The sequence below is a fragment of the Gracilibacillus massiliensis genome (assembly GCF_001458115.1).
GTDB lineage: Bacteria > Bacillota > Bacilli > Bacillales > Amphibacillaceae > Gracilibacillus > Gracilibacillus massiliensis.
The window spans coordinates 1471507-1494092 of sequence record NZ_CZRP01000013.1 but is presented as its reverse complement, the minus strand read 5'-3'; the positions used below and the strand labels follow the sequence as shown (position 1 = coordinate 1494092).

The 22586-nt window shown below is 37.5% G+C and carries 22 protein-coding genes, 1 pseudogene and 1 other annotated feature; of the genes and pseudogenes, 11 read left to right on the top strand and 12 right to left on the bottom strand.

Annotated features, from left to right (window positions below):
- Position 1: 1 nt before the first annotated feature.
- A complete protein-coding gene (locus tag BN3107_RS18820) occupies positions 2–1138 on the top strand; it encodes a hypothetical protein (protein WP_058309150.1) in 1137 nt (378 codons plus the stop codon).
- Positions 1139–1155: 17 nt separating this feature from the next.
- On the opposite strand, the gene mgrA is transcribed toward BN3107_RS18820, so the two are convergent.
- Positions 1156–2148, bottom strand: a complete 993-nt coding sequence (gene mgrA / locus BN3107_RS18815; RefSeq protein WP_058309149.1) for an L-glyceraldehyde 3-phosphate reductase — start codon at positions 2146–2148, stop codon at positions 1156–1158.
- A 25-nt stretch (positions 2149–2173) separates the two neighbouring features.
- Positions 2174–2533 carry a Lin0512 family protein gene (locus BN3107_RS18810; RefSeq protein WP_058309148.1) on the bottom strand — a complete coding sequence of 120 codons (360 nt, stop codon included), beginning with the start codon at positions 2531–2533 and terminating at the stop codon, positions 2174–2176.
- 158 nt (positions 2534–2691) lie between these two features.
- Here BN3107_RS18810 and rlmH point away from each other — a divergent pair, with 158 nt between their 5' ends.
- The gene (rlmH, locus tag BN3107_RS18805) at positions 2692–3171 is read left to right on the top strand and encodes a 23S rRNA (pseudouridine(1915)-N(3))-methyltransferase RlmH (RefSeq protein WP_058309147.1); all 480 of its coding nucleotides are present in this window, start codon (positions 2692–2694) and stop codon (positions 3169–3171) included.
- A gap of 168 nt (positions 3172–3339) precedes the next feature.
- Here the strand turns inward: rlmH and BN3107_RS18800 are convergent, their stop codons facing one another.
- Positions 3340–3813: a hypothetical protein gene (locus tag BN3107_RS18800; RefSeq protein ID WP_058309146.1), complete on the bottom strand. Its 474-nt coding sequence runs from the start codon at positions 3811–3813 to the stop codon at positions 3340–3342.
- A 402-nt stretch (positions 3814–4215) separates the two neighbouring features.
- Here BN3107_RS18800 and BN3107_RS18795 point away from each other — a divergent pair, with 402 nt between their 5' ends.
- The 5 genes from BN3107_RS18795 to BN3107_RS18775 all read left to right on the top strand — a co-directional run bounded on the left by BN3107_RS18795 (position 4216) and on the right by BN3107_RS18775 (position 8715).
- The gene (locus BN3107_RS18795) at positions 4216–4956 is read left to right on the top strand and encodes a LytR/AlgR family response regulator transcription factor (RefSeq protein ID WP_058309145.1); all 741 of its coding nucleotides are present in this window, start codon (positions 4216–4218) and stop codon (positions 4954–4956) included.
- Positions 4957–4960: 4 nt separating this feature from the next.
- Positions 4961–6250: a sensor histidine kinase gene (locus BN3107_RS18790; protein WP_058309144.1), complete on the top strand. Its 1290-nt coding sequence runs from the start codon at positions 4961–4963 to the stop codon at positions 6248–6250.
- A gap of 116 nt (positions 6251–6366) precedes the next feature.
- Positions 6367–7203: an alpha/beta fold hydrolase gene (locus tag BN3107_RS18785; RefSeq protein ID WP_058309143.1), complete on the top strand. Its 837-nt coding sequence runs from the start codon at positions 6367–6369 to the stop codon at positions 7201–7203.
- 50 nt (positions 7204–7253) lie between these two features.
- Positions 7254–7685, top strand: coding sequence for a Dps family protein (locus BN3107_RS18780; protein ID WP_058309142.1), 432 nt, complete (start codon positions 7254–7256; stop codon positions 7683–7685).
- 268 nt (positions 7686–7953) lie between these two features.
- On the top strand, positions 7954–8715 hold the full coding sequence (locus BN3107_RS18775) for a transposase (protein ID WP_058309141.1): 762 nt from the start codon (positions 7954–7956) through the stop codon (positions 8713–8715).
- Positions 8716–8767: 52 nt separating this feature from the next.
- Here the strand turns inward: BN3107_RS18775 and BN3107_RS18770 are convergent, their stop codons facing one another.
- From BN3107_RS18770 to treP, 7 genes and pseudogenes are all read right to left on the bottom strand, one after another.
- Positions 8768–8986, bottom strand: a complete 219-nt coding sequence (locus tag BN3107_RS18770; RefSeq protein ID WP_058309140.1) for a helix-turn-helix domain-containing protein — start codon at positions 8984–8986, stop codon at positions 8768–8770.
- 10 nt (positions 8987–8996) lie between these two features.
- Positions 8997–9488 carry a DUF2975 domain-containing protein gene (locus BN3107_RS18765; protein ID WP_058309139.1) on the bottom strand — a complete coding sequence of 164 codons (492 nt, stop codon included), beginning with the start codon at positions 9486–9488 and terminating at the stop codon, positions 8997–8999.
- 267 nt (positions 9489–9755) lie between these two features.
- Positions 9756–9851: a YjcZ family sporulation protein gene (locus BN3107_RS19540; RefSeq protein WP_077065159.1), complete on the bottom strand. Its 96-nt coding sequence runs from the start codon at positions 9849–9851 to the stop codon at positions 9756–9758.
- A gap of 152 nt (positions 9852–10003) precedes the next feature.
- A pseudogene (locus tag BN3107_RS18760) lies at positions 10004–10378 on the bottom strand (VOC family protein).
- A 249-nt stretch (positions 10379–10627) separates the two neighbouring features.
- Complete coding sequence (locus BN3107_RS20300) at positions 10628–10819, bottom strand: VOC family protein (protein ID WP_316245040.1); 192 nt, start codon at positions 10817–10819, stop codon at positions 10628–10630.
- Positions 10820–11510: 691 nt separating this feature from the next.
- Positions 11511–13157 carry an alpha,alpha-phosphotrehalase gene (gene treC / locus BN3107_RS18750; protein WP_058309138.1) on the bottom strand — a complete coding sequence of 549 codons (1647 nt, stop codon included), beginning with the start codon at positions 13155–13157 and terminating at the stop codon, positions 11511–11513.
- 42 nt (positions 13158–13199) lie between these two features.
- Positions 13200–15143: a PTS system trehalose-specific EIIBC component gene (gene treP / locus BN3107_RS18745; protein ID WP_077065158.1), complete on the bottom strand. Its 1944-nt coding sequence runs from the start codon at positions 15141–15143 to the stop codon at positions 13200–13202.
- A gap of 512 nt (positions 15144–15655) precedes the next feature.
- Positions 15656–15906 (top strand) — a binding site (T-box leader).
- Positions 15907–16037: 131 nt separating this feature from the next.
- On the opposite strand from treP, the gene BN3107_RS18740 reads away from it, so the two are divergent.
- The 4 genes from BN3107_RS18740 (at position 16038) to BN3107_RS18725 (ending at position 20399) form a co-directional block, all read left to right on the top strand.
- Complete coding sequence (locus tag BN3107_RS18740; RefSeq protein WP_058309137.1) at positions 16038–16397, top strand: TIGR04076 family protein; 360 nt, start codon at positions 16038–16040, stop codon at positions 16395–16397.
- On the top strand, positions 16381–17427 hold the full coding sequence (locus tag BN3107_RS18735; RefSeq protein ID WP_058309136.1) for an aldo/keto reductase: 1047 nt from the start codon (positions 16381–16383) through the stop codon (positions 17425–17427). Before BN3107_RS18740 ends, BN3107_RS18735 begins: the two co-directional genes overlap by 17 nt.
- Positions 17428–17481: 54 nt before the next feature.
- Positions 17482–18915: a Na+/H+ antiporter NhaC family protein gene (locus tag BN3107_RS18730; RefSeq protein WP_058309135.1), complete on the top strand. Its 1434-nt coding sequence runs from the start codon at positions 17482–17484 to the stop codon at positions 18913–18915.
- A 251-nt stretch (positions 18916–19166) separates the two neighbouring features.
- Positions 19167–20399, top strand: a complete 1233-nt coding sequence (locus BN3107_RS18725; RefSeq protein ID WP_058309134.1) for an endo-1,4-beta-xylanase — start codon at positions 19167–19169, stop codon at positions 20397–20399.
- 140 nt (positions 20400–20539) lie between these two features.
- Here BN3107_RS18725 and BN3107_RS18720 read toward each other — a convergent pair whose 3' ends face one another.
- Complete coding sequence (locus BN3107_RS18720; RefSeq protein ID WP_058309133.1) at positions 20540–20863, bottom strand: YusW family protein; 324 nt, start codon at positions 20861–20863, stop codon at positions 20540–20542.
- Positions 20864–20936: 73 nt separating this feature from the next.
- Complete coding sequence (locus tag BN3107_RS18715) at positions 20937–22298, bottom strand: IS4 family transposase (RefSeq protein WP_058306262.1); 1362 nt, start codon at positions 22296–22298, stop codon at positions 20937–20939.
- Between the last annotated feature and the right edge of the window lie 288 nt (positions 22299–22586).

Here is a 22586-nt window from a genome sequence, read left to right as displayed (position 1 = left end):
AATGAAAAAGGAAGACAGGACATTATTAAATCGCTCTTTTAAAAATGTAAGTATTTTATTCTTTTTTGTCGTATTGTTATTATTATTTGTTGTAATATTAATCAATGTTCTATTAGGCATTTATTCGTGGGATCGTTTGTACATTGATATGATTAATGCATTAGTAGGGGTGATGATCCCGCTTGTACTGTTTAATTTCCTGTATGACTATTTTACTCAAAAGCAAAAAGACCGCGAGTTGTCGGAAAAGATGACCGAAACGATGATGCTGGATCAACAAATTATTGATAATTTTTCAACAGAATCAAAAAAGAATTTTATTCAAAAGTCGACAGAATCCATTTTAGGAAAAACAGTAGGCAGCATGTTGTATGAAACACTGATAAAGTCCTATTTAACCAAATCCTATCAATATCGTCATCGTTTTAAATATTATATATCGTACATGGACACAAAAAAAGAGCCGATCTATCAAGTGAATGACAACAAACGATTTGAATTTGATCAAGACACGTATTATTTTGTGCGCCAAGACTTATCATTTGAACGCGACTTAATTAATTATAAACAAAGTGAAGACGTTCGGATCGGCTTTTCTTATAAAGAAAGTACCTTGGATGGATTATACCAAAGGGCAGAATTTTTGTTTCGTGAAAATTTATGGGTGAGTGACATACATAATGAATTATTAAAACAATTAACAGACCAGGAATTAGAACAATTCGTTCAAGACTTCTTGCAGTTCTCGATTGAAATTAACGGCCAGGCATTACCATATAAAGTAGTAAATAATCAAGGGCATGAAGGATTTCATTTATTATTAGATATACCAAACGATATACCTGAAGGCGAGCTATCCAAGGTTCATATACGTTTCCAAATGCCACAATTAAAAAGTCAGAAAAAGTTTATTGTGATGATTTCTGAACCAACCGAAGATGTAGAAATTATGTTTATGCATTTAGAAGACAAGATGGAAGTCGAAGCGATTCCTTTCCTCAATGAAGCAGAATCAATTACACGATTGCCAAATGATACGATTAAAATTGATATTCATGATTGGATTTTACCAAGGGCTGGTGTCGTGTTTGTTTGGAATGACAGAGGGGAAAAGAAAGAATTAAAAAGCCCGAGCTAGCACTTGGGCTTTTTAAGTTAATTCAATATATCATCAATTGCATGTAGTTCTTCTTGAGAAAAGGTGGCGTTATTCAAAGCACTTACATTTTCTTCAATTTGGCTCACTCTGCTTGCTCCAATTAAAGCAGATACCACAGATTTTTGCTGTAATACCCATACTAACGCCATTTGAGCTAAGGTCTGGCCACGTTCTAAGGCAATCTCATTCAAGCTTTTTATTTTTTGCATTTTATCAGAGGAAATATCTCGTTCATTTAAGAAAGGTATGAACTCTTTCGCGGCCCTTGACTCTTTTGGAATACCGTTTAAATATTTACTGGTTAACAGACCTTGTGCTAACGGTACATAGGCAATACAGCCAATGCCATGATCCTCTAGGATATCTGTTAAACCATTTTCAATTGTTCGATCTAACATTGAATATGCGGCTTGGTGAATGATAAAAGGTGTGTTTTGTTTTTTAAGAATTTCAACAGCCTGTTGTGTTTGTTCCGCATTATAATTGGAGATACCGACATAAAGTGCTTTTCCTTGTCGGACGATTTGGTCAAGTGCGGCCATTGTTTCTTCAAGAGGTGTCTCTGGGTCTGGACGGTGGTGATAGAAAATATCTACATAGTCGAGGTCCATTCGTTGTAAGCTTTGGTCAAGACTTGAGATTAAATATTTCTTGGATCCCCAATCACCGTAAGGCCCGTCCCACATTCTAAATCCTGCTTTTGTAGAAATAATCATTTCATCACGGTAATTTGAGAAGTCTTCTTTGAGGATACGCCCAAAGTTTTTTTCAGCAGCTCCTACCGGTGGTCCATAATTATTGGCAAGGTCAAAATGGGTAATACCTAAATCAAAAGCTTTCATGAGCATTCTTCGTTGATTTTCTAGTGTGTCTTCCCCTCCGAAATTGTTCCATAAACCAAAAGAGATAGCCGGAAGCTTAATTCCTGAGTTGCCACACCGGTAGTACGGAATTTCGTGATAACGCTTGGCATTCGCTATAAACGTCAATTAACATTCCTCCCCATATACTTTTTTAATAACCTACTTCTACAGCTGCATTGACAATGTACATCAGGTCATTTTTATCTTCTTTATCTTCTAAAATAATCCCTGATGTGGTTGCCATGCCCCCATTGATAACTTCTACCGTTACTGTTCCATATGGAATCTCTTGTTTAACAAGTTCGATGTCGACTTGTTCTTGATCCATTGGCACAGCAAGTTTTACATTAACTTGCATGTTGTTAAGATCTTGTTCCGGTAGATACTCTCTTATACCAGGCATTGAATTATAGTGGATCGCGTTTTCTACAGCGCGAAGGCAGGCTTTGGTCACATTTTGTCCGTGAACATCAATCCCAGTTCCTGTTTCAATAAAGATGATTCGTTCCATGTTAACGCCTCCAATGAAAGTGGGCTGATTAAAAAAATTATCCCTACTGCTAAGGTTAAGTTATAATGGAAATAAAATCAATATTGAATAGTCCTTGCGTTTTCTAAACGCTTTTGTAGAATGATAAAAAGAGAAGTAAGTGGAAGGATGAAGAAATCTTGAAAATAACCATAATAGCGGTCGGAAAATTAAAGGAGAAATATTTAAAACAGGGTATACAAGAGTATATGAAAAGATTAGGCGCTTATGCTAATATGGAAATAATAGAAGTAGCAGACGAAAAAGCACCAGAGAATATGAGTGAAGCGGAACAAGTAGAAGTGAAGCGGAAAGAAGGAGAAAAAATCCTGTCGAAAATTTCCCCAGATGCATACGTTATTTCCCTGGAAATAATCGGTCAAATGATCACCTCTGAGAAATTTGCCGAAAAAATCGAGCAGTTAATGATTCATGGTAAAAGTAAAATCGTTTTTGTTATTGGTGGATCGTTAGGGTTGAGTAAAGAAGTCAGCGATCGCAGTGATTATGCCTTGTCTTTTTCGAAGATGACATTTCCCCATCAGCTGATGCGGTTGGTTTTGTTGGAGCAGGTTTATCGGGGGTTTCGGATAATGAAGGGGGAACCGTACCATAAATAGAGGCATAAGCAAGGAGTATGATTGGATTTCAGAGTAGAAACCTTCTGGTAAATGTACAGTACCAAACCAATGTAGAATGTGGGGAATCTACTGCTTTTTACAGTTTATGGAGCAAGGTAATTGCTATTATTAAGTCAACGTGGACAAGTCTTTCAATAGGAGGTATCGCTACTTTGCTGTAGGCTGTTTAAACACTTCTTTCTGCCACATTTGATACAGATAGATGATAATTGCAAAACCAACCATCATAGCAACAATCGCTATTGTAGGCAAAGTCGATTCACTCGAAACAAGCCCAATCCGTTGCCATATCGGGTAAACGATGTACATAAATAACCCATCTAAAAGTACATTGACAGTCAAATACATCCAAAATTTCCCGAAAGTAAAGTGGAATACCCAAATAACAATAACTAAATATGCTCCATACACCCAAGGAATTGGGACGACTTTATCCCACCCGAACAGACTGGAACCTGTCTCTTTCCACCATCCGTAATGATATGCCGCTTGATATGCCAAGGTATGAATAACGGTCATAAATAGAGCGACCGGCATGTACCTGCGTACAGTATCCATTTTCAAAAAAAACAAGGCCGCCCAAGGCAATATCAAGAGTGACCAGAGAATAATCTGTTTCATGTCATTAATACCCCCACATTAGTTATATGGATAGTGTTAGTCTCGGTTCATATATTTATTCAATGTATCCAATAAAAGAAGCAAGGGGACAAAGGGACCTGTCCCTATGTCCCCCAAAAATGTTATTATAAAAGTGAAAAAATTAAACAAAATACATAGAGACATTAATCAGGGGAATGCTAGAATGAGATATCAAACACTTAAACTATTAATATGTACTTCTATTCTTATATCCATCTCTACTATCCCCCTCGGACCTCAACAATTAATCCCTTTTTTTTGAATGAAAATATAGTAAACCACTCTAGAGGATTAGAGGTAGGCTAAATGTCCATCAGCTTAGTAAAGTTTCTCTTGCGTCGGTAATAGTTCCACCTTCATCCTAATGAAAGGAGCAGAAGTATGTACAGGATTGCCATATGTGATGATGATGGCAGGCAGAGGGAACAGGTAAAACAGATGCTGCTAGCCTTATCGATCAAGTCCGGGATCGATTTCGAGGTTGCAGAGTTTGATTCGGGAGAAAATTTAATTGAACACTATGTGACTCAAAAGGATGCTTTTCATATACTTATCCTTGATATTGAAATGACTGGATTGGATGGAATTCAGACCGCTCGGAAATTGAGAGAGATGAAGCGACATCACGAACAAATTATATTTTTGACGAGTTATACCGCGTATATGTTGGATAGCTTTGATGTGGTTACTTTTCAGTATTTAATCAAACCAGTGCGAGCGGAGGTTTTTGAGGCGAAACTGCTAAAGTTGTGCAGGTATTTTGAGGAGACTAAGCAAGACATTCTAATTATTAAATCAGCATATGATGAAATTGTGCTTTGGAAAAGGGATATTGTAGCCATTGAGGCGGCGAAAAGTCCGACAGTGAAGAGCAAACTGAAAATTACAACAGTCGATGCCATATATGACGGCAAGGGATTGATTTCAAGTTATGCATCGACATTAAAGAAGAGTTATTTTTTACAAATTCATCGATCCATTCTCATTAACCTACATCACGTTCTTAAATTTTCCGGTAGTAAAGTTGTCATGTCCAATGGAATAGAACTACCAATCGGACGGTCCAAGATCAAGGAAGTCAAGGATACTTGTACAAAATTTATGATTATGAAGGCGGATTGAAGCAATGGATCTTTGGTTACTGTTGTTGAATGTGGGTATCGCATTAGTCATGGTTGTACAAGTAAACTTCTATTTCAATTCTGTTTTTGGCAAGGAAAACAGCAAATCGAGGAAATGGATATATTGGATTGTATTCTTTTCGATAGATTTTGTGTATTTGACAGTAAGTCTTTCACCTATCTGGTCTTCACTGCTTGCACTGGCAGTTATTTTCTGCCTGTCGCTAGGGTATGAAACGGATTTTCGGTTGAGGGTTATGTTTTCTATCCTGTATACGGTACTACTGACGCTTATGAATACCTTTTGCGTATTTCTAATTGATTCTTCCGCTTCCGTAACTGTAGACGTCTCTAATTTATCAAAAGAAATGGAACAACTACTCTTTCTGATTAGCTGTATAGCCATGTTTGTAGTTGTCCTAATCATAGGGTATGTCACCAAGGGTAGAAGATATACTCTGAATTACCGATATTATTTATTGTTTCTCAGTGTACCGATCATTAGCATTTATCAGGTGACTGTACTCTTGACCTATGGTGAGAAAAATATTCATTATTTCGTGCCTGTGTTCGGTTTTATCATTTTGAACGTCCTTGTCGTCTATGTTCTCGATACGGTGTTTGCCAGATATCAACTTCAGCATGAGAACGCCCAGTTGCAAAAGCAGATGGATTACCAGGAAGCCAACTACGAAAAAACGGTACACAGCTTTACAAAAATTAAAAGCATTATTCACGACACGAACCAGCAGTTTCTGTATGTGGCGGAATGTATCGATCGGAATAAGATAGATGAGGCAAACGAGCATATTAGCATTACATTGAACAAGATTGAAGAAGCTTATCACAAGATAAACACTGGAAATCTGGTGATTGACGCGTTGGTGACAAATGCACTGAATATCGGACAGGCCAATGGGATCCGAATGGATACGGAGCTGAATATGTTTGACCGTGTGTTTCCAATTGAGCGCTATGACCTGTGCGTGGTACTTGGAAACATGTTGGACAATGCGATCGAGGCTTCGAAAAGAGTAAAGATTGCAGATGATCGACATATTAGTGTTCACATCCGTTCAAGTGAAACTGCGATATTTATACGAATTCGTAATCATACGGATAGAGAAGTAACGGATTTGCATAGTAGAAAAAACAATGCTGATTATCATGGTTTTGGACTTATGAACATCAAGCGGATCTGTGAAAAATATGGGGGACATATGACGATTGAAACGGCATCTCAAACCTTTGATAATATGGTCGTTCTTCCGTTTGGTGTAGATGAAGAATCCTAAGCTTCATGCAGTTCAGGGATTCTTTTTTTCGTTTCGGGGTCTTTTTTTATTTTCTCCCACTATAAATTATATGATGAGGTAAGTAAGTATGAAAACTATTTTTGGAGGGATTAATAATGGCAAAAGTTAAGGTTGGAAATGAAAATGGAAATTCAATTGAGCTTCATTATGAGGATGTAGGTTCAGGTAAACCAGTTGTGTTGATTCACGGGTGGCCATTAAGTGGTAGATCTTGGGAGAAACAGGTATCAGCATTGGTGGAAGATGGATATCGAGTAATCACTTATGATCGTCGTGGGTTTGGACAGTCTTCTCAACCGTGGAATGGTTATGACTATGATACGTTAGCAGCCGATTTACATAAGCTTATTTTACATTTAGGTCTTAGCGACGTAACACTCGTTGGCTTCTCAATGGGTGGCGGCGAGGTTGCCCGTTACATCGGCACCTACGGAACGGAGCGAATTGCCAAAGCAGTACTTGCCGGTGCGATTCCACCTTACCTGTACAAATCCGATGAAAACCCAGATGGAGGGCTTGACGATGCGACAATTAAAGGGTTTCAAGAAGGAGTGAAGGAGGATCGCTTGGCGTTTCTTGATTCATTTACTACCACTTTTTTCGCCTCGGGTGACAGAACTGATTTGGTTAGTGAAGCGTTCCGTTTGTATAATCGGGATATTGCAGCTTTTGCATCGCCAAAAGGTACGCTTGATTGCATCTCGGCGTTCAGCTATACAGATTTCCGTGAGGATTTAACGAAATTTAACGTGCCCACACTTATCCTCCATGGTGATGCTGATGCGATTGTACCGGTAGAAGTAAGTGGTCAAAAGGCACATGAGCAAATTGCCGGTAGCAAACTTGTAGTGATAGAAGGCGGTCCGCACGGTTTTAATGCGACACATGCAGAGGAATTTAATGAAGCTTTGTTACAGTTTTTGAAAGCCTAATTTCTATAACATAAATTAATGAGAATAAAAGAAATTAGGAGGAGAAATAAATGAGGACCACAAAAATACTGAATAATCAAATTGCTAATTTGAACGTAATGTATGTCAAATTGCATCATTACCATTGGTATGTCACAGGTGAACAGTTCTTCACGTTACATAACAAATTTGAGGAACTTTTTGGCGAAGCGGCTATACACATTGACGAGTTGGCTGAACGATCACTTGCTTTAGGTGAAAAGCCGGTAGCAACCATGTCAGGTTATCTCGAATTAGCGTCTGTTCAAGAGGCTAAAGGAGACGAATCGGCTAGAAGTATGGTGGAAATCGTCTCAAATGACTATGCTCAAATTATCTCGGAACTGAAACAAGGAATGTTAGCGGCAGAGTCGGTGAACGATGAGACCACCGGAGATATACTATTAGCAATTCACTCCAGTCTAGAAAAGCACGTTTGGATGTTAAACGCCTTCTTAGAATAGGGACAAAGGGACAGGTTCCTTGTCCCTTTTTTCTTATGATAATACATTTTTAATTTCCTGAAAAAAATCAATATCTTGGCAGGTTTCTAGAAGTTTTTGTCGAATAATAATTATATAAAGTCCTCTCTTACATTTTTAATTCATATCTTTTTTCTTCGATATCTTTAGTATGTATGCTAAGGTATCTATTTTCTCTAATTGCCACCTTTTTTTCAACCATATCCCTATAAATCCAATTTTTTCTTCAACCATTGTGAGGTGATAATCATTGCCAAGAAAAGCAAGAACAAAAAGTAGTACAGGTGTCTACCATATAATACTTAGAGGAATTAATAAACAAACCATTTTTGAAGATGAGGAGGACAAGAGAAAGTTTATTAAGACACTGGCGAAATATAAAGAAATAAGCGGTTTTGAATTGTACGGGTATTGTTTAATGGATAATCATGTCCACCTGCTATTGAAAGAAATAAGAGAGTCCTTAGCCACTATATTAAAGAGAATAAGTTCTAGTTATGTTTATTGGTACAACGAAAAATATGAGAGAATTGGTCATTTGTTTCAGGATAGGTATAAGAGTGAAAATGTTGAAAATGATACTTATTTTCTAACAGTATTAAGGTATATACATCAAAATCCGTTAAAAGCAGGATTAGTGAAAAGTGTTTGGGATAGTAATTGGACAAGTATTCATGAATATGTGCATAACATAGAATTTGTAAATATTGATAAGGGTTTTCTTTTATTTTCTACTAACCGAAAAACGGCATTGGTAAAATTTATCGTTTATATGCAGGAAACTAATGATGATCTATGTCTGGATCTAGAGAAAAGAGCAAAACTTTCTGATGATCAGCTTAGAGAATGTCTGTTTGAGGCCGGCGTTACGCACAATAGTATGCTTCAGCAGATGGACCGGAGAAACAGGAATGTTGTGTTAGCTAATCTTAAAAATCTGGAGGGTGTATCTATCCGGCAAATTTCAAGAGTTACCGGAATCTCAAAAAGTGTGATTGATCGAATTAAGTGAAGGAATTTCAATGAGTGGGAGAGGGAGGGACAAGGGACCTGTCCCTATGTCCCTAGTTAGTGTTTTCATCACTTCTGTATTCTAAGATATCTCCGGGTTGACATTCTAATGCCTTACAAATTGCATCTAAAGTTGATAATCGAATGGCTTTTGCCTTTCCATTTTTCAATATAGAAAGGTTTGCCATCGTTATTCCGACTCGTTCCGAAAGTTCAGTTACGCTCATTTTCCTTTTAGCCAACATCACATCAATATTGATTATAATCGCCATTATTTTCACCTCAGACCGTTAAATCATTTTCTGATTTTATATTAATAGCTTCTTGTAAAAGCCTTTGGAGAACAGCAGCAAATACAGCGATAACCATGGAAGCACCAACGATAACCATTCCGATTAATATCAGACCAGGTGCATCATCCCACTCTGCTATAATGTAGACGAGCGGTAAGGATACTACATACAAGCCGCTGATTATGATGGCACATTTTTTAATTTTATTTAGAGACCTAACAGATAATTGTGAGAAAGCTTGGTTCTCGTCTATATACTTTAAAAGTCTAAATGCTTGATACAATGCAAAATAAAAGGGAATAGTTGATCCGTACATTATAATTAACATGCCAAATACAACATAAGCCAACTCGGCCCCGTTTTTTGCTTGCTCAATAGCTTCCATCGCTATCTTAGGTAACAATAATATACACAAAGCTAGAACTGGGATTCCAATAAGAATAATAGCTATTTTTAAAAACAGTGTTGATCCTCGTTTCATCAAAAACACCTCACTAATTTATTTTCGATTTGAGTTTAGCACAAAATTTATCGATTAACAATAAATTTTTATTAAATAGTATAATTTTTTTATTGTATGTATTAGGGACAAAGGGACAGGTCCCTTGTCCCTTTTATCTATCCATCGAATCTCTAGAGTTACTGGGATATTGAAAAGTGTGATTGATCAAACCGAACTAAGTGACGGAATTTGAAGGAGAATGTGGGACAAGGAACCTGTCCCTGTGTCCCAAATTTGAAATGAATATTAGCAAGCGTAAGAAACACCAACAATAATTAACAAAATGAACAATACTACGATTAGCACGAAATTACTGCCATAACTAGAACCACCATGACTCATTAATATCCACCTCCTCTAATTCAGTTAATATATACTACTCAACTTGTTAGTTATTTGTTTATGATAAATGCCTAAATTTTCAGGATCGTTAAAAAGTGCTAGTGTTGGCTTAGAAAATAAAAATAACTTTAAATATTATAAAGGATAAGTGGTTAATTCCGTTCCATTACTGCGAAATAATTATCTTCATTATCTGCAATGTTAAACACTCTGCCGGTAGGTGTCGTGACAAGCTATCCAACTGCTACTTGGTTGTCTGAAAGGTTTTGATATAAGTGATCAAGGTCTTCTGTACAGAACATTAATGAAGGGGTATCAAGATTCATTTCAGGCTCCATTTTAGCTATGAGCTCTTGATTATGAAGGACAATGCTCGTTTCTGCATCTTCTGTTGGAGCAATTTCAAACCACTTCATATCCCCATTGCTTCCATCTGTAATGAGATAAAAACCCACTTTCTCTGTCCAAAATTTCAATGACTCTTGATTATTTACATACAATATAACTTGACAAAGATTTTTAATCATTTTCATTTCTCCTTCGCAGGATTATCAAGATTGTTGAACATTAGTTTCATCCATAAGGAATACTTCCCAAATATGGCCGTCAAGGTCTTCAAAGCTTGGCTGATACATAAAGCCATGATCTCTTGGATCTGAAGCAGGACGAGCACCAGCTTCATGAGCTTTCTTAATTAATTAATCGACTTGTATCCTGCTTTCCACCGCAAAGGCAACTAATACTTCTGTACTATTAGAAGCATCCGCAACCGTTTTTTAAGTGAAATTTTTAAAATGGTCCTTTGTTAAGAGCATTGCATAGGTTTGATCGTTAATAACCATGCATGCTGCAGTGTCATCAGTAAATTGCAAATTGAAGGAAAAACCGATGTGTTTGAAGAATGTGATTGCCTTTTGTAAGTCTTTGGTGGACAGATTAATAAAGGTTTTGATTGGATTGACATTCATACTTAATCCCCTTCCAAATTATTAATTAACTTTACAAGAGTAAAATTATAACTGAATAAGATTAGCGAGTGGCTCTTCAAACAAGACTGATTGGGACAAGGAATCTGTCCCTATGTCCCATTATATCTGATGACCAGGTTAGAGAATATATGTGCGATTTAGGTGTTACAAACAATAGTATGGTTCAGCAGATGGACAGGGAACACAGGAATATGGTTTTAGCTAATCTTAAGAATATGGAGGGTGTATCTATCCGGCAAATCTCAAGAGTTACCGGAATTTCAAAAAGTGTGATTGCTCGAATTAAGTGAAGGGAATTCAATGAGAAGGAAAGGGAGGGACAAGGGACCGATGTCCCAAAGGAAGTAGATTGATTATTAAAGCCGGCTATGCATATAGGTTGTATCTATCATTTAAAATAACCATAAATAGAGTTTCTAGATCTAAAAAAGTAGAACTTTCTGATGATCAGGTTAGAGAATATCTGTATGAAGCCGGCGTTATGCACAGTAGTATGCTTTAGCAGATGGACAGGAAAAACCGGAATGTTGTTTTAGCAAATCTCAAAAAGCTAAAGGGTTTATCTATCTGTCAAATTTTAAGAGTTACTGGAATATCAAAAAGTGTGGTTGTTCGAACTTAGTGAAGGAATTTTAATGAGAGGAAAGGGGGAGGGACAAGGGACCTGTCCCTATGTCCCATACACGACTGACTCATATGGTCGAAGTGTTATTTTTCCTGGACCTTTCTCTGAATCTTCATAATTTGAGATTAGTATTTCAGCGTGTTCTATTGGAAGTTCAATAGAAACTTCTTCACCATAAAAGTTATTCACGACCATTAATTTTTCGTTCTTCCATTCTCGTGTATATGCAAAAATTTGTGGGTGATCTGCTAAAAGAAGTTGATAATCCCCATAAGTAATGATATCGTATTTTGTCCTTAACTCAATTAGCTTTTGATAATGACGGAAGATCGAGCTGGGATCTTGACGTTCTTTTTCTGCGTTAATGTGATAGTAATTTGGAGCTGGTTCTATCCAAGGTTTCCCGGTAGTAAAACCAGCATTCTCTTCATCCGACCACTGCATTGGTGTTCTTGCATTATCACGTGACTTTTGTTGTAAAATTTCAAGGATTTCCTGCTCTGGCTTTCCTTGTTGTTTCAGATTTTCATATGCATTCAATGATTCGACATCACGATATTGCTCAATCGATGTGAAACCTGGATTTGTCATACCAAACTCTTCGCCTTGATAAATATATGGTGTTCCCTGCATCATGTGGATCGTCGTTGCCAGCATTTTGGCTGATTCCTTATGATACGTTTTGTCATCACCAAATCGGGAGACGACACGTGGTTGGTCATGGTTACACCAGAACAAGGCATTCCAGCCGCCACCTTCATACATTCCAGCCTGCCAATGAGATAGAATTTTCTTCAGTTCTACGAAATTAAACGGTGCTTTTGTCCACTTTTCCCCATCAGGGTAATCAACCTTTAAATGGTGAAATTGGAAGGTCATATCTAATTCATTTCGTTCTGGCTGTGTATAAAGAATACAATTTTCTAAATTAGTCGATGACATTTCCCCAACGGTCATCATGTTATAGGGCGCAAAAGCTTTTTGATTTATTTCATGTAAGTATTCATGTACACGTGGGCCATCGGTATAAAATTTTCTTCCATCACCAGTGGAATCGTTCGGAAAACGTTGATCCTTGGAAATGAGATTAATGACATCCAGTCGAAACCCATCGATGCCTTTTTCCGCCCAAAATCGAGTCACTTCTGCTAACTTCTCTCTAAGCTCAGGATTTTCCCAATTGAGATCAGCCTGAGTGACATCAAATAAATGTAAGTAATATTGTCCAGTTTCTTCATCAAACTGCCAGGCAGAACCGCCAAACTTCGACTGCCAATTGTTCGGTTCCTTGCCATCAATAGGGTCTTTCCAAATATAATAATCACGATACGGATTGTCTTTTGAGGCTGCTGCTTGTTTGAACCATTCGTGTTCTGTTGAAGTATGGTTGATCACTAAGTCCATGATTAATTTCATCCCACGCTTATGGGTTTCATCTAACAATTGCTGAAAATCATCCATTGTCCCATAAGTAGGTTCAATATCAAAATAATCACTTATGTCATAGCCATTGTCCTTTTGTGGTGACTTGTAGACAGGTGTCAACCATATGACGTCAACACCTAGTTCCTTCAAGTAATCAAGCTTTTCAATAATTCCTTGTATATCACCCATGCCGTTTCCTGTTGTATCGTTAAAGCTCTTAGGATATATTTGATAGATTGTTGACTTTCTCCACCATGCTTCACTCATTGCGTTCACTCCTAGATTGTTTTGGTTCTTCTTGAATCCATCCTATAACTTTCGTTTTGCAATAAGATACGTAATGATAAAAGGTATAACGATAACAATCAGCATTCCAATTAAGAAAGAAATCCAACCTGCTGGCTCAATCGATAATGGAGCTGGAATACCACCAACACCAATGGAAGTTGCTTGTACGCCTTGGAAGGTAATAAAAGCACCTGCAATTGACGTACCAATCACTGCAGCAATGAACGGATATTTATAGCGTAAATTGACCCCAAACATCGCTGGCTCTGTAATTCCAAGCCATGCAGAAATACCTGATGTACCTGCTAACCCTTTTAGTTTTTCATCTCTGGTAACGAGCATCATTGCAAAAACTGCTGCACCCTGTGCAATGTTTGATAGTGCCAGAATTGGCCATAAGAACGTCGATCCAGTACTGCCAATCAGTTGTAAATCTACTGCAAGGAACGTGTGGTGCATTCCTGTAATAACAAGCGGAGCATATATCGCACCATACAGTAGCCCACCAATTACTGGTAAGGTCTCAAATATCGTAACTAATCCGTCAGTAATCCAGTTGGCAATCGTAAAGGTAATTGGTCCAATGATAATAAAAGAAAGAAAGCCTGTTACAAGTAATGCAACGGGAGCAACTACCAATAGCTGCAGGGAATCATGGACTCGTTTACGCAGGAAAATATCTATTTTTGCCAATACCCATGAAGCAACTAGTACGGGTAGCACTTGTCCCTGGTAACCTATTTTTTCTACTTCCAAACCAAATATGTTCCAGACTGGAATATCCCCTTCATTTACAGCGCTACTGTAATCCCATGCATTCATTAATGCGGGATGTACAAGTATTAAACCAAGGACAATACCTAATAACTCACTTCCGCCAAACCTCTTGACCGCAGACCAGCCAATTAGTCCAGGCAAGAACGTAAAGGCTGTATTTGCGATGATATTAATCATATCCGCAATACCAGCCCATTGTGGGTATGTTTCTATAAGTGCAGGTGCTCCTCTACCGAAGATTCCTTCGTTCGCTAAAATATTATTAATACCCATTAGTAAACCGGCTGTTACAATCGCAGGTAAGATCGGAATAAAAATATCTGCTAATGTTTTAATACCTCTCTGTAGGGCATTTTGTTTTTGTCCGCCAGCAGCTTTAACGTCATCCTTGGATGCTTCCTCAATACCTGTTTCCGCAACCATCGCTTTATAGACTTTGTCAACGGTACCTTGACCAATAACGATTTGATATTGACCATTTACTGCAAAGGATCCTTTGACAATGCTCATTTCTTCTAATGCTGCCTGGTTTACTTTGTCTTCATCATTTAGTGCAAAACGCAAACGGGTCACACAATGTGTCGCGGCATTGATATTTTCTACCCCACCAATTGCAGCAACAATGTCTAATGCTTCCTCCCCATATTGCAGTCCGCTTGAAGATGTTTGTGCTTCTTCTTTTTGCTCTGGTTCACCTGTTTCTGACGTTTGAGCTTTAATTTTTGTACCTAAAAGAACGGAATCTAAAGCAATGACTTCCTTTTCTTCTGTTTTCTTTAATGGTTCAAACTGATCTCCATTTGTCACAATGATTGGAGTGATATGACTTTCTGCTTTTTTCTTAACAAAATCCACATCAAATGTTACTAATGGATCTCCAACCTTTACCTTATCACCTTGTTGGACATAGGCTTCAAAACCTTCTCCATCAAGTTTCACAGTATCAATCCCAATATGGATTAAAAGTTCCATTCCAGAATCAGTGACAAGCCCAATTGCATGCTTCGTTGGAAAAAGTTGAACCACTTCCCCGTCAACTGGCGCGACTACTTTTCCATCGATAGCGTCAATCGCAATCCCGTCACCCATCATTTTTTGAGAAAACGTAGGATCTGGGACCTTATCCAAAGGCACAACCTTACCACTCATAGGAGCATAAATTAATATTTCATTTTCTGTATTAACCATGAAATAAACCTCCTTATCTTCATTTGGCGACACCAATATCATTATTTCCTGTATATACCCTTATATACCCAGAGTTTTGCAGTTGAAACAAGGGACGGAGGGACAGGTCCCTTGTCCCCGTCCTTTTCTCAAAAAAGGGAATGATACCATTGCAGAATGAAACTAATGTTCTAATCTATCAAAAGAAGATGGAGACACAAGAATAGATGTTAGATTGGAGAATGAAGCGTAAGTTACGCATTTCTCTCAACCGATCATCATCCATTGCAAAACCTTTGACATCACGTTCAACCTCTCTTACCTTTAAAATTGAACTATTCGGCTTTTCCGAATAGTTTTCGATTCTAGAAGTTCTCCATCTTTAAATATATTTCTTAATGTGCTCATTAATTGTATTTACATCTTTTTGGTACAGCTCTGCTATTGCCTTTTGGGTCTTGCCACAATCATGGAATAAAATGGATTTGATTTTCTAGTAAAATAGTGATAAGTTATTTTCAATAAAATAAAATTTAAAAGCATAGATAGAGAAGAGTAAATATTTAGGAAACTGAAGAGAGCTGGTGGTTGGTGAGAACCAGTGTGGAATAAATATGGAATGGGCTCTTGAGCAGTAACCTGAATGTCATAAGTAGGGTTGACGTGAAATCCACACGTTACAAATACCAAACGTCGTATAATAGTATACGGCTAAAGAGTGATTTAATATATGATAAACATATTAAATAAATATGGGTGGTACCGCGGTCCAATCGTCCCTTTTCTAAGAGGCGATTGGACTTTTTACATATTTGTAATCAAATAAGATCCTAGAAAACACTCTTCAGATAGAATTTTCAGAATTATGAAAAAAGTAAATAGTCTGAACGATAATAAGGAACAGGAGGCAGTTTTATGGATGACAAATTTACACTTTATAACTTAAAAGTAGAGGTAATCGCTACGGACAAGCCAATGGTATGCAATCATAAGGAGGGTTCTTATTTCTTAGTGGAAGGAGAGGACATTATCTTCCCAGAACATAATGCCTTTTCCATGTATGCATTAAGCGCGATTTTACCATTAATTCCTGCAAAACAGCGGGTTCTGCATAAAAATGATTGGATGTTGTCTGACAGTCTCATTGCCTGCCCGGACCCAAACTGTGGGGCAAGATTTAAAATTACTAGAACCGAGACAAAAGAATTCAGCCATGCGGATTGTACAATAGAACCTATACATAAAGGAGATACGGAAAATGGCAGAGAGATTTGAACTAGCAAAAGACTATACAATTAGTAGAGTGATCAATGGCTGCTGGCAGTTATCTGAAGGACATAGCTTAAAATCAAAAATAGATAATAAAGATGTCATGAAGGCTTTTCATATGCTTGCGGAAAAAGGTTTTACGACATTTGATTGTGCAGACATTTATACAGGAACGGAAGAATTACTTGGTGAATTTCAAACAGAACTAAAGTCAGGAAGCACACTGTCGCCACATGATATCCAAATACATACTAAATATGTTCCAGATATCAATTTGCTTGATAAGGTTGATTATAGTTACACCGAAAAAATCATCGATCGAAGTCTCAAGCGTCAAAAACGAGATGTATTGGATCTTGTCCAGTTTCATTGGTGGGATTACAGTGTGCCCGGTTATGTGGAGACAGCTTACGATCTCTTGAAACTTAAAGAAAAAGGAAAGATTCGTAATCTTGCAGTTACAAATTTTGATACGAAACATTTATCCGAAATGGTCGATGCAGGAATACCGATCGTGTCTTGTCAAAATCAATATTCGGTTTTTGACAGACGTGTAGAAAAAGAATTATTACCATACTGTAAAAGTAACGGAATCCATTTATTATGCTATGGTACATTATCAGGCGGGTTATTAGCTGAGAAATGGATCGGTAAAAAACAGATTGATCCTGATAATCGTTCACAAGTTAAATACATACAGGTAATGGAAGAAACGCTAGGATGGGAAGGCTATCAAGAATTGTTAGTCATGCTTGAACGAATGGCACAAAAGTATTCGGTCTCACTTGCTCATATCGCGACCAAATATATATTAAGTCAAGAAGGTGTAGGTGCTTCTATTATTGGGGTTAGAAATAGCAAACATGTAGAAGCCAATTCACAGATTTTTTCTTTTGAACTTGATCAATCGGATATCGATGAAATTACACAATTTCTAAGTAACTTTACGACATTGGAAGGGGAACCTTTTGAATTAGAACGTACCGAGGGTTCGAAGTTTCGAAATATTATGAAAATGAATTTAAATGAGAATTAAGTAAGTCGATTTGATAGAAGGATCGACATTTAATTGAGAGATGGAGGGTTTACGATGAATCAAAAGCTTGAATTTAGGGGTGGTTGGGGAACTGCGTTTGTCCCTGTTGCAATTTTTCTATTTTTCTGTGTATTATATTTTATTGTTTTTAAAGCGTTCGAAATGCATGCACTAGGCATGGGTGCTTTAGTTGCTTTAATCATCGGTGCTATTTTTGTCAAAAAAGGGAACTATGAGCGTTATTGGAATTCGGTATATGACGGAGTACGAGAGGCTGTGCCTATTATCGTCCTCTTGCTCGTTATTGGAATGTTCGCCGAGTTGATTAAAACGACGAATATTTCAGGTGGGTTTGTATGGATTGCTAATTTGCTGAATGTCGATGGTGGATTGTTCACTGCGTTAACGTTCTTAGCCGTATGTATCATTGCAACGGCTACCGGATCATCAATTGGAACGATGTTTACTTGTTTTCCGATCTTCTACCCAGCAGGCGTATTATTGGGATGTGATCCCGCCCTGCTTGCAGGTGCCATTGTTAGTGGTTCTATTTTTGGTGATAACTTAGCACCTATTTCGGATACTACGATAATCTCAGCAGGAACACAATATTATACGAAGAAAAAGGGTATTGCTGAATTGGGTGGTATTGTTGCCTCACGATTCAAATATTCCTTCGTTGCAGGTATTATTTCTTTTATTCTGTTTTGGATTTTAGGAGGTTCTGGAACGGTGAGTGGGAATGCAACGGAATTTCTTGTTGAAAATACAAACCCAATGACTCTGGTGATGCTCATCCCTGTAGCGGTCATGTTAATCGTTGCCGTCAAATTCCGGAATATGTATATAGCGATTACCGTTGGGCTTGTTTTAGGTACGGTTACTGGTTTAGTAGCTAACCTGTTAACGTTAGATGATATTATTTCTGTGGCCGATGGTGTACCTGCAGGATACTTAGCAGGTGGTATTAGTTATATGATGGGAACTGTAACATTAGTACTTAGCGTTTATGGGATCATGGGAGTACTTAATGGTGCGGGTGTAATTGAAAAAGTAACCAGTGGTATCCTCAATAGTAAATTGTGCAGATCGGTCCGTGGTGCTGAAATAGCTATGATGTTAGGCATTTCATTCACTACGTTGAGCTTTGGTGGTGTAACAAGTGCTTCCATGGCGACATTTGGAAAAGTACAGAATGAGATTGGCAAACGTGTAGGGCTGCATCCATACCGTCGTGCGAATTTATTAGATGGTTTTGCTAATTCACTTGTGTTAGTTGTCCCATTCCTAAGTGTATTTGTTTTCATTGGTGCTTTATTGACACAAGGATATGATTTTGTAGAACCACTCTTATTAACAGAAGTCAGTAGTGGATTAATTTATTGTATGATTCTGTTCCTCGTTCTATTATTCTCGGTAATAACAGGCTGGGGTCGTGAATATGAAGGTCCAGATGGAAAGCCAGTCAGTCAACCTGTGGAAAAGTAAAGATAAAAAGATCAGGCTCTTATCCTATGATGAGAGCCTTTTGACTGATATTTAGATTTTTAGATGAAAAATGATGAAAATGTACTTTCTTATAATCAACTCAGTAAGATAACGTCAATACCTTTAATTTTCAAACTAAAGCCTATACCTTTTTTAGTTTTTTATAAACGCAAGTCTGCTAAAATTTAGTCGACAGAAAAGTAAGCGTTTTCTGAGTGGAGGAACTTAATTTAGAAGGTGGAGGTATTAGAATGGGACAAACAAATAATTTGGCACATAGAATGGCGAGCAAAAGTATTAAACTCGTTGATCCATCAGGGAATCCTATAGTAGGAAAGAACGTTGAGATAAAGCAGACGAACCATCAATTTTTATTTGGTGCCGGGATCTTTGACGCCCTCGATGTAGCGAACAAAAATGTACCAGCAGACAGACTTGCATTTCAAGAGGAAAAACTGGATAAATTTTTAGATATATTTAACGCCGGTACATTACCCTTTTATTGGGGGAGATTTGAACCGGAACAAGGAAAACCGCAAACAAAAGAATTACAAAGAGCAGCTCAGTGGTTAAAAGAAAGAAACGTAAGTGTGAAAGGCCATCCACTTTGTTGGCATACCGTAACGGCGCCATGGCTTCTTGAAATGAGTAATGAAGAAATTCTGAAAGCACAGTTTGCGAGAATCGAACGAGATGTAACAGATTTTAAAGGGCTTGTCGACATGTGGGATGTCATTAATGAAGTAGTGATCATGCCGATTTTTGACAAATATGATAATGGTATTACCAGAATAAGTAAAGATCTTGGTCGTGTCGGAATTATAAAAGAAATGTTTGCCAAGACTCGTGAATTTAATCCAGATGCAACCTTATTATTGAATGACTTTAATACATCGATTAATTATGAAATATTAATTGATGGATGCTTAAATGCAGGTGTCGAAATCGATGCGATTGGTATTCAGTCACATCAGCATCAAGGATATTGGGGACGAGAAAAGTTAGAAGAAGTGTTAGAGAGATTCTCCCATTTTGGAATTCCTATTCATTTTACAGAAAACACATTAACTTCTGGACACACTATGCCGCCTGAAATAGAGGATTTAAATGATTATCAGATTCCGGAATGGCCATCCACACCAGAATTCGAAGAACGGCAGGCAAAAGAAGTTGAAGAAATGTATTCTATTTTGTTTGAACATCCTCTTGTAGAAGCGATTACGACATGGTCCTTCAGTGATGATGGTGCATGGCTGGGAGCTCCAGCAGGATTTGTAAGGAAAGATAATAGCACAAAACCATCCTATGATGTATTAAAGAAACTAATTAAAGGGGATTGGTCTACAAATAAACAAGCACAAACTGATGCTAACGGTTTGTTAACGTTTGAAGGATTTCTTGGCGAGTATGAGCTTTTATGCGATGGTAAAAAGGTAAGTTTTTCATTAGAAAAGAGCGAAGGAACGATAAAATTGGTACTGTGAGTCGGAGGAATAGTTTTTTCAATACTTCCTGCTAGTTTTCAATTGTTTGTATGTTACAAGCAAGCAGGAAGAAGTTCAAAAATACGGAAATACCTTTTGGAAGTCAATACTAAAAACAAGAAGGGACAAGGGACCTGTCCCTATGTCCCAAATTGGATTTCTAGCTCCAGTTTTTGGGCGTCTTTAGGTATATTAAAAGCGTCTGTAATAGTTTTTAATACCTCATCTTCCGTCGTGTTTTGATCAAAGGTAAAGGAAGAAAAAATACGATCGAGTTCTTCCATTGCCACTTCTCCATTTAAATCTATATCCTGTGACTTATCTTTATAAGACGCTTCCATTTCGTCATTCTGTTCATTTTCATATTCGACTTCAAGGGTATCATTGATGTCTTCAAAGTCCGCCTCAAGTTCTAATTTTGTAAAACTGTATTTAGTAGAAGGGTTTGCATCTGATGCCTTCATCGGTTCTCCAGTAATTTCATCTGTTGGTTGAACTTCGTCATTATCACCACAAGCAACAAGTAATATTAATAACTCAACTTTCGCACACTGAAATAGGCAGGTAAGCCCTGATATAGCTGGGTAAGCCTGCAATCCATTGTTGGACTTGACTTTTGATTAATTTTTGTACCTTTTTGTTGCTCATTTTCAAGGCATCTTCAAGAAGCTCGATCAACTGCTGAAGTGCCACAGCCCAATCGAGATCACTAACTTCATCACATAATTCATAAAACATGCCGCCAAGTGTTCGCTCGTCTGTGCTACATCGGTTTTGCCACGAGAGAACAATATATCGTGTGAATACGATGGTCGTATGACTAATTAAGCCGTCATACGAACGACTTTGGAACTCTTTTTGAAGTTTTAAGAGAGATTTTGTTGTTTTGAAAAAAACTTCAATGTCCCATCGCATCCCATAAATACGAATGATTTCTTGATCACTAAGTGTACAATCGGTGCTTAGAATAGCTAACCATTCACTCTTTTTATTTCGATTACGAACAAAGACAACTTTAATAGGAACGCCATTCGCTTGTGTGGTATGAATCGAACGAAGAATGCCTTTCTTTCCATCTGTTGGTTTCGCAAAACGATATAGTTCCTTTAAGCTTACACGTTGGCCATTCACAAGGTAACGCTGTTTCAAGTTCTTTACCATGCCAATGACATCGAGTCCTTGCTCTTTTATCTCCTTAACGAGAGGCTGATACGTGAACCAAGAGTCCATCAGCACATAGGAAGCATCGATACCGGCATTCATCGCGCGTTCCACCATACCTGGTATTTGCTCAGGTGCGGTTTGTAATGCTTCTACTCTGCGTTTATAACCGGAACTACGTTTATCAACTTTTGATGATATGCCATTAATTTGGCTTTTCTTCGAGCTTAATAAAGAAAAGTCCACTGGAATGAATGTGGCACCATCTGACCAACCAAGCGTAAGCATACGAAACCCTTTATAAAAGCGCATTTTTTGGGATGCATGGTCAAAACAGCGAGCTAATAATTCAACCGATTTACTGCGGTTACGATCATACGAAGAATCATCTACAATCAATACTTTGGGGCGATCATGACGCGTTAAGTTGGTTACTTTTCCAATGGTATGAGCGCTTAGAAATAATAAAAACCTTCTCCAAGCAAAGGTAGATTTGTTTAAAAAGCGATAGACGGCATTCTTCTCTGGACAATCATTCGCTTTGTTACTTTGAAGTACTTGATACCAGTTCTTATTTTCAAAGATCAAACAAAAAATCAATTGAAAAAGATAGGCACAAGTAAAGCCGACAGACTTTGTAATACCAGCTTTTCTAAGATGCTTATACACGTTTAATTCTTTAAAGATGGAAGAAAGTTCATTTGGTAGTTGATTATTTTGGTCATTATTCGCTATCATATAGGAGACACCTCTTCTGTATTGGTAGTGTTTTCTAGTCAATTACACTATACCAAAAGTTGAGGTGTTTTTTTATACCTATTTCGATTGTCAATGACCATATTTAAACAGTGACATGCTTTACAGCTAGTTATATTTAATGCTTTTTTCTAGCTGCGAAAGTTGAGTTAATAATAAACTTCCCATCCAAATAATTCTTTTGGTCATTTAAACATCGCTCCTTTATCCTTGGTAGGTATATTCTTTCCCAAAATGAAAGGACTAATCATTTTTATGAAAACATTCAAG